Genomic DNA, 11,826 nt, shown 5'->3' with positions numbered 1-11,826 from the left:
TTTTTATTCCGGGCCTTTGAACCTGTGCTTTATGAACTCACCATTATAATAGACAAATACTGTAATTTCTCCGCCTTTGTTGAATTTCCTCATTTCCCTGTCGTAGACACCCTGAACGTGTTTCAATTTGTTTTTGGTGAAATGTTCCTCTGCTTTTTTGAAGAACTCAATGAGCTGGGAGAGGTAGCTGGTTTCATATGATTTTATCCGGTCTGCAATCTCACTGGCTTCTTCATCACTAATTTCTGTGTGATAGCAGCCGTGTTGGTTAAGGCCGCTTATCTGCCTCCAGTCTACATTGCCGTTCTCGTCTGGTTCGCGGTGAAGCATATAAGGATAAAGACTGCAGATCGTGGGACGCTGATCATAGATCTTGCATCGCTTTTCTTCATTAAGGAAGATGCATGAACCATCTTCTTTTGCTTTTAGCGCATAGCCGGATACGTAGAAACGGCCCTGCTGATCGCATAGCTCAAAATATGGTGCAGGTTCCATGCAATCAGGGTCTATCTGTTGCATCCTGATGGCATCTTCATTTAAAAGGAAAACATGGTCATTGAACTGCCTTGTACAGCAGCGGGCACAGAAATCACATTCAAAGCCAACTTCCTGTATAATAGATATGAGCTCTTCATTGGAGTATTCATGCACGCCCTGAAGCTCGTCTTTTACTGCTTCCAGCTGTTTCTCGATTGCCGGGATTATTTTGATCAACTCCTGCTAATATGGATGCATAATCTCTGCTGTCTACAAGTAATTTTGCTCTCATATTCCCGTAAGCTTTAATACTAAGCATTACGTCTAGAAGTAAACTCAACGACTAGAACTATATATCTAGGTTAAACATAAAATAACTTAAAATTAACAATCCATTTACAAATAATTTTAAATAACAATTCAAGAGGATTTTATCATGGGTAAAACAGGCAGCATTGAATGGTCAAAGGTAAAAGGACGCAAAGGAAGAACAATCAAGGTACCAAAGTGCAGGGAAGGAAAAGCTCATCCAGGACCAGCACAGAGATACTCATCATCTGGTGCTAAGAGAAGATTCCTTAACAGATCTCCTAAATCAATTGTAAGGTGAGGTCCCTCACTTACACCAATCTTTTTTTCTTTATTTTCATTAATTTGACATCTTTTTTTCAATTGTGAGTAGCTTATTCTTTCTTCGTGAAGAACTCAGCCAATCCGATATGCTTATATAGAACTACAAACATTAAAAAACGACTTGAGAATAAATGTCATTCTAATTTCATAACATAGGAGGATAGACAATTATGGCAGGACAGATGGCTGGACAGCCAATTTTCATATTAAGAGAAGGAAGCCAGAGAACCAGAGGCAGAGAAGCACAGAGCAACAACATCATGGCTGCTAAAGCAGTCGCTGAAGCTGTCAGAACAACACTTGGTCCAAAAGGTATGGACAAGATGCTTGTAGACAGTCTCGGAGATGTAGTAATCACAAACGATGGTGCAACCATCCTTAAAGAGATGGACATTGAGCACCCTGCAGCAAAGATGATCGTTGAAGTTTCCAAGACCCAGGACGATGAAGTCGGAGACGGAACAACAACAGCTGCTGTAATTGCCGGTGAACTCCTCAAGAAGGCAGAAGAACTTATCGAGCAGGATGTACACCCAACAATCATCGCATCCGGTTACAGAATGGCTTCAGAGAAAGCAGGCGAGATCATCAAGACACTCGCAAAATCAGTCACCAGAGAGAACAGGGACATTCTCATCAACATCTCCGGAACAGCAATGACCGGAAAGGGTGCAGAAGCAACAAAGGAAGTCCTTACAAACGTCACAGTTGACGCTATCATAAGCATTGCCGATGAAGACAACAAGGTCGACATGGACAACATTAAGGTAGAGAAGAAGGTCGGTGCACGTATTGAGGACACTGAGCTCATCAAAGGCATGATCATTGACAAGGAACGTGTACACACCAACATGCCAAAGAAGGTAGCAAACGCAAAGATCGCACTCATCAACACAGCAATCGAACTCAAAGACACAGAAGTCGATGCTGAGATCTCAATCACATCCCCTGAGATGCTCCAGTCATTCCTTGACCAGGAAGAAAAGATGATCAAGGAACTTGTTGACAAGGTAACCAGCAGTGGTGCAAATGTCGTATTCTGTCAGAAAGGAATCGATGACATGGCACAGCACTACCTTGCAAAGGCAGGCGTATTCGCAATCAGACGTGTAAAGAAGAGTGACATGCAGAAACTCGCAAGAGCAACCGGTGCAAAGCTCATCACAAACGTTGACGAAATAACAGAAGATGACATGGGTAAGGCAGACCTTGTAGAAGAGAAGAAGATCGGCGGCGACCCAATGACCTTCGTAACAGGCTGTGACAATCCAAAGGCAGTTTCAATCCTCCTCCGTGGCGGAACAGAGCACGTAATCGACAACATCGAGAGAGCACTCAACGACTCCCTCAGAGTAGTCGGTGTAGCAATTGAAGATGAGAAGCTCGTAGCTGGCGGCGGATCACCTGAAGTAGAGGTCGCACTCAGACTCCAGGAATACGCAGCAACACTCAGCGGAAGAGAGCAGCTTGCAGTCAAAGCATTCGCAGAGGCACTTGAAGTTATTCCAAGAACCCTTGCAGAGAATGCAGGTCTTGACCCAATAGACATGCTCATGGAGCTCCGTGCACACCACGAGAAGGGCGTAAAGACAGCAGGTCTCAACGTCTACGAAGGACAGGTAATCGACATGTGGGAAGCTGGTGTAGTAGAGCCACTCAGAATAAAGACACAGGCTATCAACTCAGCAGCAGAATCCGCGGTCATGATCCTCAGGATTGACGATATCATTGCATCCAAGCAGGGACCAGCAGGCCCTGGTGCAGAAGACATGGTTCCAAACCTCCCACCAGGAATGGGCGGAATGGACATGTAAATACCCTGAGAACAGGAATAAACAAACAAACTCATTTGCGCAGGTTCTTTTGAATTCTGCGCAAAACTGCTTTTTTAAGTTACTAGACAACTGCTTATTTTGTAGTAATATTAATTTTAACTGATTGTTTTTGCATAGTCTATCTTATTTACATAGCAGATTGATAGAATCATATTGCTAGTTTCAAGTAATAGTTTGGAACATGATAATAGGATCCTGAGACATGATTATGGCAAAGAGAAGACTTAATTCTCTGGAAAAAGCAGAGCTAATAGCTCTGGTGAAGGACATGATGGAACTATCTGATGACAATAAGCTCTTTGTCAGGTCAGTACTTGCAGATAGCCAAGAGATTGATGTTGAGAAATACAAGAAGAAAATAACCCATGCCCTGAGTTTCAATATCAGAACAATGAGATATTGGGACTTTAAAGAAACAAAGAGAATTCTCAGGTATCTTGAAAAAGCTACAGATGATGCAATGGTTCTTGCGGATGTTTATGTGCATACAATAATGGAAGGACAGAAAATCACCGAAACAATTGGAGATCTTGAAGAACGAGACTATATCTCAATGGAACATTTCTATGAAAATGCTATAAAATGGACTCTCATTGTTGAAAAGCAGGGACACGACATTTCCCGCCTGAAAGATGAACTGTATCGGGTCAGACTAGGTGCTCGGAATATCGGCTGGGGATACGGCGATGTGCTATCAGAAATCTGGATTGAATATTTCGGAGATAACGACATAGAATAGAAGAAATCACTCAAGACATTTGAGTATATCTTCTGAATCGTAAGCAGGTGCTACATACCTTGTTCTTCCACGCATACCCTTGCCTGAAAAATCGGCATCAATAAGTTTGGAAACATGCATTTTTTCGATTATCTCGTAGAAACGAGTGTAACCAAGTCCGGTAATCTCATGGAATGATTTGTAAAGCTCGCCGGTTGGAAGACTGTTATCTTTTGCTATCAATCCAAGCAACGTTTTCTCATGATCAGAAAGTGATTTGATATTACGACACAGGTGCAGTAGCCTTGAAGCTTCATATGCCTTGTCAACATCTTCAACAGATATAGTCTTACTTGCCCGCCTCTCTGCATTAAGACCTGAACGTTTCAAAAGATCAATACCAATTCTCAAGTCACCTGTCCTTTCCACATAAGTGACAACCATATCCAGTGCTTCATCAGAAACAACATCCTTGAAAAAGGCATGTTTCACACGATTAGAGATTATGTCAGCAATCTCAGATATCTCATATCTTGGAAATGCAATTTCCTCCGGGAGAAATACTGAGCCTACACGTGGATCAAAACTGTAAGGAATACCGACATCACTGATTATTGCTATTACGGATATCCTTGCTCCCGGATACTGCTCATGTGCTCTTAAAAGTGAGTACATGACCTCATCTGCATGTCCTTCCGGAAAAAGATAATTGATATCATCCAAAGCTACAACAAGTGTCTTGTTTGAATCAAGCAAGTACTTAATAACTTTCTCAAAAAGTCTCCTGAATGAGATTCCGGATGAGGGAGGAGTGATATGAACCAGTTGTTCATAGATTCTAGAAACAACAGCAAATCTGGTGGAATCCATCTGACAATTTACCTTCACAAAAGCAACATTATCAGTATGCTCTTTTACCTCATTGAAAATCTTCATCACAGCAGTGGTTTTTCCAGTACCGGGAGGACCTTTTACAAGACAATTAACCGGACGCATACCCCTAAGAGCAGGTTTCAGGCTAAAACGGAGCGCCTGCATCTGGGAATCTCTATGTGCAAAATACTCCGGCAGGTAATCAAATTCAAGTACCTCACCATTGCTGAAAATAGTCTCATCCCACAAAAGCATATCTTTGCTCAATTGAACTCCCCTCTTGCCAGATAATTAGCCCTCATTACTCATAACCATTGTTAGTTGCCGTCATTAGTTGTTAACATTGATTGCCTGTTATTAACTACCATGTTTAATAATAAATGACTTTATGTGTTTCAGAATTCAGTTTGCAAGACTAATATAATTATTTCCGCATAATAACTTTTTGCTTTTATCCCGCTATAAATAAGATACAGCAAGGAATTACCAGATAGTAGCACAATATTAGAATGTATAATATTACACATCATACAAGTGCAGTAATATCTGAAACCGTTTTTACAAGGGATTCAAGTTCATCTTCTGTATTGTACAATCCAAATGATGCCCTCACAGTACCATTGACACCAAGACTGGACACTCCTGGCATTGCGCAGTGATAACCACTTCTGACACATATCCCTTTGGTCTGGTCAAGTATCATTGCAACATCGTGTGCATTCATACCAATGACATTGAATGGGACAACTCCTGCACGCTTTTTTGGACCATAGACCTCAACGCCTTCAATATCAGCAAGAAGAGATGCAGCTTTTCTTGAAAGATCAAGTTCATGTTTTTGTATGGAATCTACCCCCAGTTCTGCAACATATTCTACTGACCGCCCAAGGCCGATAACTCCGGGAATATTAGGAGTTCCTGCCTCGAATTTTGCAGGACTTGATTCCATCTTGAAAGTTTCCTTTGTAACAGAGCTAACCATTCCGCCACCAAGGAATAATGGTTCGATCTCTTCAGGCTCCTTTACGTAAAGGACACCTGTTCCCTGCGGACCAAGCAAGCCCTTATGTCCCGGACAGACAAAGAAATCAGGGTCAAAAGATTTTATATCAATTGACAGGTTTCCTGCGGATTGTGAACCATCCACAAGTATCTTCACACCTGCCTGTTTTGCGATTTTAGCTATCCCTTCAACGTCCTGTATAGAACCAAATACATTTGAAACATGGTTCACAGCTATAAGCCTGGTGTTGTCTTTGATAGAACCGCGAATATTTTCCGGATCAACAACACCGGATATGTCAACATCAATAACAGTTACTTCAACACCTATTTCCTTCAGGCGTATCCATGGAAGCAAATTGGAATGATGCTCCACAAGAGTTACGATAACATGGTCCCCTTTTTTCCATGGAAAACCTCTGGAAACGATATTGATACTTTCTGTAGCATTTTTTGTGAAGATCGTTCTTTCAGCATCCATATTAAGAAAAGATGCCACTGATTCCCTAGCATCTTCATAGTGATTAGTAGTTTCTCTTGCAAGCCTGTGAGCACCACGTCCATGGTTTGCCGCATACTTGAAAAAATAGTCCTGCATTGCATAAACAGCCTGAACCGGAGTCTGGGTAGTGGCTGCGTTGTCAAGATAGATAACTTCTTTCAATACGGGAAAATCTTCCCTGACACTGAGAACATCATACATAGGGAGCACTATGCAGAGAAAATAAAAATAGTTTTGCAGGCTATTTTGCCTGCACACCGCCTACCATGAAGCGATAAAGCTCCATTTCCTCAGCAGTGAGTTTGTCTTTTGATATCCCATCTACTACTGCATGGCAGTCTCTGGAAGTATCAGCTTTTCTGTACTTTTTCGTGTCTCTCATATTTTACCTCCTGTCTCTCATTTTAGTTTTGCCTTGTTGGAACTCGGCATACTAAGAATTTATATACACATCCCAACAATATTTATACACTTTTTGCGTGCTAAATGTACCTGTTGTTGCACATGATATAAAAACATTGTCATTTAGATTTTAAAACACACTATACAAAAATAGGAGACAATCGGCTACAAAACTATACAATTCTAAATAATTAATAAATGGGAACTGCACACTATTGATTTTATATGTCTGTTAACAGCCAGCATGACTCAAGGAGCAATATAGTCTTGTCGTAAAAGATATAATACATGCAGAGACTCTCGCTAATCATGCCAGAGATAAACATTGACAGATCACTCAGCTTCATAGATGGTACCCAGCGGGTTCTTGATGAAAACAGCACCCTTGAAAGAACAAAGGATAATCTCAAGAGTATAGGCGTTACCAGAATAGCCAGTATTACTGATCTGGACAGACTTGGCATACCTGTTTTTTCCTCGATCAGACCAAGTGCTGCAGATGGTGCTATCTCAGTTTATTCCGGAAAAGGAAACACTGAGACGCAGGCAAGGATATCAGCAATGATGGAAGGTTTTGAGCGCTGTCTTGCTGAAAAAAGTGGTGTGAATGAAAATGTGAAGGATGATGTGCAATCAATTCACGTGATCGAAAGTTACTATGATCTTACGAAGGAAAATCATGCAATAGACCCGTCATCCCTGCTTATAGCGGAAAGTTACGACCCAAAAGCGTTAATCGAATGGATACAGGGATGGGACCTTTTGAAAAATGAAGAGACCTTTATACCTGCTAATTCAGTGTATCATCCTTATGAAGCACCCGGAAGAACAGTAAAACTTTTCCGAAGCAATACTAATGGACTTGCTGCAGGCAATACCATTGAAGAAGCTATATTCCACGGATTGCTAGAAGTTATTGAAAGAGATGCCCTGAGCATTGCAGAATTTAACAGGAACCCTGGCAAAGAAATAATCCTGACAGAAGAAGACGGGGAGAATTATGAAATTCTCCGCAAGTTCACCGATAACGAAGTTGATGTTAAGCTCTGGGCTTTAACTCATGATACTGAGATCACAACAGTAGTCGCAACTACCGATGATGCCAGGCTCAAGGATGCTGCACTTCTTGTAATGGGTGCAGGAGCACATCTCAAACCACAGATCGCAGTAAGAAGAGCACTCACAGAAGCGGCACAGTCAAGGGTCGTACAGATACACGGTGCCAGAGAAGATACTGAGCGTGAGAAGTTTGTCAGGGAAATAGGATACGACAGGATCAAACGTATGAACAAATACTGGTATGAGGATGGAGAAAAGATATCCATGTCCGAACTGAAGGACCTGTCAAAGACCACACCTGCAGAAAGCATTGATGTAATCATCGAACAGCTCAAAAAGGTAACAGATTCTGCAGTTGTCGTAGATCTTTCCCGTGAAAGCGTTGCTGTTCCGGTTGTAAGAGTAGTAATTCCAACCTTTGAGATGTACACACTTGACAGAGAAAGAGTTGGTAACAGAGTGAAATCCGGCCCTAGAAAGAAAATGGCTCCACAGGACAGACCATGGAGAAAAGGACGCAGAAGATGAGTACTAGATCTGAAGTCCTCGTATTTGCAGGTTCTAGCATCAGCCATGAAGACGCATCAAAAATACTTGATGCTACATACTGGGCGCCGATATCCAGAGGAGATATCGGCAAAGCTGCCAGCGAAGGGTACAAAATTATAGGCATAATAGATGGTATCTTTTTTAGCAGGGCAGCCGCAGCCCATAAAGAGATAATAAATGTGATCAAAGAGGGAGTTATCGTTATTGGTGGCTGTAGTATGGGAGCTCTCAGGGCTTCTGAGCTTGATATTCATGGAATGGAAGGCGTGGGAACAATTTACCAGTGGTACAGGGATGGAGTTATCGAGGACGATGATGAGGTTGCTGTTGCTACAAACCCGGACACATTCGAGCCGGTTTCAAGCCCTATGGTCAATATACGTGAAACATTGAAAGCTGCGAACTTAGCAGGCATAATTGATGATGAGCAGTGCAGACTTATAACCCGGCTTGCAAAAAATACGCACTACACGGAAAGAAGCTATTTTGGAATCTCAAGGACAGCAGAAAAAGAAGGAATAATATCAGAAGAAAAGGCTGAAAGCCTCTTTCAGTTCTGCAAAGAAAATGAACGTGACATCAAAAGAGAAGATGCCATTCTTGTCCTTGAAAAGATTAAAGAGATCATTTCAGAATGATCAATTTTCATGATGCTATTTTTGGTTTAAGGCCGTCATAAAGGAAATGAAGTATATAGACGGTTGACATCGCCAGGATTATCGTGGCACCGGATGGTGCATCGAAGATATATGACAGATAGAGTCCCGCCAGACTGAAAAATGAACCAAAAATAATTGCAAGGTACATCATTTTACCAAGGTTGTTAGTATAATGCCTGCTAAGTGATGCCGGCATTGTCAGGAGTGCAATGATCAGAATGATACCGACCACTTTTATCAAAAGTACTACTGTAAGTGCGATAAGACAGAGCAGAAGCAGGTAAAGTTTCTCTGCTGAAAGTCCTGAAACCTTTGTGAATTCCTCATCAAAACAAAGTGCCATGAAATGTTTGTAATAAGCATATACAACGAATATGATCACTGCATCCAGTCCCAGCATGAGATATATATCTGACATCGGAACTGTAAGGATATTACCAAAAAGATATGTCATCAGATCCGGAGCATAACCCGGAGTCCAGTAGATAAGAATAATACCAATGGCCATTCCAAGAGACCACAAAATTCCTATTGCAGTATCCTCAGCCACTTTTGTACGTTTGCTCACAAGACCCATTACTATTGCAGAGAAAAGACTGAACGGTATCAGACCGAATAGCGGATTGATCCCAAGGAAATATCCAATGCCTATTCCACCAAATGATGCATGTGTGATGCCACCGCTGATGAAAACTATTTTTTTCACGACCACATAAACACCGATTATACCACATGCAATACTTGCAAGAATAGCGGCTAGAATTGCATTCCTCATGAAGTCATACTGGAGTATTTCAAGCATCGTTTTCACCTCAGTGCTCTTTCAGTACCCTGTGTGGCACACCATGTGCAATCAGTTCTACAGGACACTGATATGATACTTCCAGATCATGCGGACTTATTTCCTTATCATCGTGATAATGGAACTTTCTGTTCAGACAACCGATCTTATCAACATAAACGGATACCGCACTGATATCATGAGTAACCATTACAATGGCAATCTCTGATTTCAGCCTATTGAGAAGCTCATAGAACTCCTTCTGCATTCTGGAATCTATACCAGTGGACGGCTCATCCAGTATTAACAGTTTCGGTTTCGTAACAAGGGAACGGGCAATGAAAACCCTCTGTTTCTGGCCACCGGACAGTTCACCGATCTGCCGGTCCTTAAAATCAAGCATGCCGACTGTTCCAAGAGCTTCAAGGGCAGCATTGCGGTCCTCTTCATTATACCGTTGCAAAGGATGTTTATGGCTCAGACGTCCCATGAGAACAACATCCCATACCGTTACGGGAAAATCAAGATTAGAAGAATGATATTGAGGGACATAACCCACATACCTTCTGGTTTTTGCAGGTCTGCCACCCAATAAACTAACTGAGCCCTTATCAGGTTTGATCAATCCAAGGATGACCTTTAGCAGAGTACTTTTTCCTCCACCGTTGGGACCGATGATAGCCAGGAAATCTTTGTCCTTTACTGTCAGGTTCACTGACTCAAGAACCCTGACACTGTCATAACTTACCCATACATCCTTTAGATCGATCACATTTTCCATTTAAGCCAGTCCTTTTTCAAACGCTTTTGCTACTTTTGCAAGATTATCTATATAATCCTTTGCCAGCGGGTCGACTTCTACTACCTCTCCGCCAATCTCACTTGCTATAGCTTCTGCACTGACAGTACTAAAACCTGACTGCACGAAAATAACCTTGATGCCTTTCTCATTTGCCAAGTCAATAACAGACTGCATATCCTTTACACTTGGTTCTTTACCTTCTATTTCTACAGATACCTCATTTAATCCATAATGATTAGCAAAGTATCCCCATGCAGGATGATAGACCATAAAGCTGCTGCCTTCTTTACCTTCAAGGGAGGTCTGTATCTGCTTGTCAAGTGCATTGAGCTCTGCAAGATATGCATTCTTGTTCTCAAGATATGTTGCCTGATTATCAGGATCTATTTGTATAAGTCCCTGGTAAATATTCTCAACCATTACTTCAACATTATCCGGTGACGTCCATATATGAGGATCAAGATTTGCATGATCGGATACTGATGTTGTCTGGTAAACGGCACTTTCTGAAGTGTTAGTATCAGCAGACCCATTTATCTGTGCTTCTGCTCCATGAACTTCATCCCCATGATCGTGAGCTTCCATTTCAATGAGAGAGATACCTTTTGAACAATCAACAACGAGCATATCAGGATTCAGGGCTGTAAGCTTGCCCATCATGTTATCTTCAACCGTTATCCCGGAACCGACCATAGCATACATTTTTGCTTTGCTAAGAGCTGTAAGCTGACTTGGAGTCGGTTCATAAGAATGCGGATCTGCCCCCGGCGGAACCATAACTACTACTTGTACATTGTCACCTGCGATCTTTTCAACAAATTCCTGTTGAGGAAGAATGGTCACACCTACAATAATATTGTTAGAACCATTGTCAGAAGAACTTTGTTCGTCAACACAACCGGCTGTCAGAACGACACCCATCAAAATGAATGCAGTTAATAGCGTTGATATTTTTTTCATTTCAATACACCACCTAATAATAACATTGATCCACTACTATTTTTGGATAATAACCAACATGTTTGCATACATACCAAATATCCGACTGAGTTTTTTAGCTTCAAGCAGTAAAAAAACAAAACCACAGTAAGCTAATTAATGCAAATTACAAGAAGAATGTATTATCTTCCCACAAACACTAACAGTAGGATGCCCCATTGCACCACAGATCGTATCTATGGCATCCTTTGAAACAAATGCTTCAAAGCGAGAGACTTCAGTGCAGGCATCTTCTGATGAAAGACCATAATGACTCAGCATCAAGCTCAGTATATTGTGCCTGTTCACAAAGAATTCGGCGAATTCCCTTCCCTTTTCAGTAAGACGCACACCCCTATAGGGGATATGATCCACATATCCATATTCAGAAAGATCGTTTATGGTCTTTGTAGAAGTGGAAGGATCAACATTCAACTCCGTAGAGATATCCGTGGTCTTTACCAGATCGCCCTTCCTAAGAAGGAATTTCAGATATTCCACTTTTTTAGGAGATAGCTCCATACCTGTAATTTCCTGCATGCTAACCCATTATATT

General features: G+C 41.6%; 13 protein-coding genes. 5 read left to right on the top strand and 8 right to left on the bottom strand.

Annotated elements, in window-relative coordinates:
• Positions 1-3: 3 nt before the first annotated feature.
• A complete protein-coding gene (locus tag BLP52_RS04275; protein WP_091708980.1) occupies positions 4-714 on the bottom strand; it encodes a YkgJ family cysteine cluster protein in 711 nt (236 codons plus the stop codon).
• 199 nt (positions 715-913) lie between these two features.
• Here BLP52_RS04275 and BLP52_RS14505 point away from each other — a divergent pair, with 199 nt between their 5' ends.
• From BLP52_RS14505 to BLP52_RS04265, 3 genes are all read left to right on the top strand, one after another.
• Positions 914-1,087, top strand: coding sequence for a DUF5350 domain-containing protein (locus tag BLP52_RS14505; protein ID WP_162272934.1), 174 nt, complete (start codon positions 914-916; stop codon positions 1,085-1,087).
• 193 nt (positions 1,088-1,280) lie between these two features.
• A complete protein-coding gene (thsA, locus tag BLP52_RS04270) occupies positions 1,281-2,924 on the top strand; it encodes a thermosome subunit alpha (protein ID WP_202905722.1) in 1,644 nt (547 codons plus the stop codon).
• A gap of 229 nt (positions 2,925-3,153) precedes the next feature.
• Positions 3,154-3,684, top strand: a complete 531-nt coding sequence (locus BLP52_RS04265) for a hypothetical protein (protein WP_091708979.1) — start codon at positions 3,154-3,156, stop codon at positions 3,682-3,684.
• A 6-nt stretch (positions 3,685-3,690) separates the two neighbouring features.
• On the opposite strand, the gene BLP52_RS04260 is transcribed toward BLP52_RS04265, so the two are convergent.
• From BLP52_RS04260 to BLP52_RS14300, 3 genes are all read right to left on the bottom strand, one after another.
• Positions 3,691-4,803 (bottom strand): ORC1-type DNA replication protein, encoded by a 1,113-nt coding sequence (locus BLP52_RS04260; RefSeq protein WP_202905721.1) that lies wholly within the window; start codon positions 4,801-4,803, stop codon positions 3,691-3,693.
• A 259-nt stretch (positions 4,804-5,062) separates the two neighbouring features.
• A complete protein-coding gene (locus BLP52_RS04255) occupies positions 5,063-6,241 on the bottom strand; it encodes a cysteine desulfurase (RefSeq protein ID WP_091708977.1) in 1,179 nt (392 codons plus the stop codon).
• A 40-nt stretch (positions 6,242-6,281) separates the two neighbouring features.
• Positions 6,282-6,422 (bottom strand): hypothetical protein, encoded by a 141-nt coding sequence (locus BLP52_RS14300; RefSeq protein ID WP_154717787.1) that lies wholly within the window; start codon positions 6,420-6,422, stop codon positions 6,282-6,284.
• Between the two features lie 329 nt (positions 6,423-6,751).
• Between BLP52_RS14300 and BLP52_RS04250 the strand changes: the two genes are divergently transcribed.
• Positions 6,752-8,029, top strand: coding sequence for a YcaO-related McrA-glycine thioamidation protein (locus BLP52_RS04250; protein ID WP_091708976.1), 1,278 nt, complete (start codon positions 6,752-6,754; stop codon positions 8,027-8,029).
• A complete protein-coding gene (locus tag BLP52_RS04245) occupies positions 8,026-8,688 on the top strand; it encodes a TfuA-related McrA-glycine thioamidation protein (RefSeq protein ID WP_091709202.1) in 663 nt (220 codons plus the stop codon). The genes BLP52_RS04250 and BLP52_RS04245 overlap by 4 nt, the downstream gene beginning before the upstream one ends.
• A gap of 7 nt (positions 8,689-8,695) precedes the next feature.
• On the opposite strand, the gene BLP52_RS04240 is transcribed toward BLP52_RS04245, so the two are convergent.
• The 4 genes from BLP52_RS04240 to BLP52_RS04225 all read right to left on the bottom strand — a co-directional run bounded on the left by BLP52_RS04240 (position 8,696) and on the right by BLP52_RS04225 (position 11,810).
• Entirely contained in the window at positions 8,696-9,511 is an 816-nt protein-coding gene (locus BLP52_RS04240; RefSeq protein ID WP_091708974.1) for a metal ABC transporter permease, read from the bottom strand.
• Between the two features lie 10 nt (positions 9,512-9,521).
• Positions 9,522-10,271, bottom strand: coding sequence for a metal ABC transporter ATP-binding protein (locus BLP52_RS04235; RefSeq protein WP_091708972.1), 750 nt, complete (start codon positions 10,269-10,271; stop codon positions 9,522-9,524).
• On the bottom strand, positions 10,272-11,252 hold the full coding sequence (locus BLP52_RS04230) for a metal ABC transporter solute-binding protein, Zn/Mn family (RefSeq protein WP_091708971.1): 981 nt from the start codon (positions 11,250-11,252) through the stop codon (positions 10,272-10,274).
• Positions 11,253-11,387: 135 nt separating this feature from the next.
• A complete protein-coding gene (locus tag BLP52_RS04225) occupies positions 11,388-11,810 on the bottom strand; it encodes a metal-dependent transcriptional regulator (RefSeq protein ID WP_091708969.1) in 423 nt (140 codons plus the stop codon).
• Between the last annotated feature and the right edge of the window lie 16 nt (positions 11,811-11,826).

The organism is Methanolobus vulcani, assembly GCF_900100715.1.
Taxonomy (GTDB): Archaea; Halobacteriota; Methanosarcinia; order Methanosarcinales; family Methanosarcinaceae; genus Methanolobus; species Methanolobus vulcani.
Note: the sequence above shows the minus strand (reverse complement) of the source record. Positions and strands in the feature narration are given on the sequence as shown.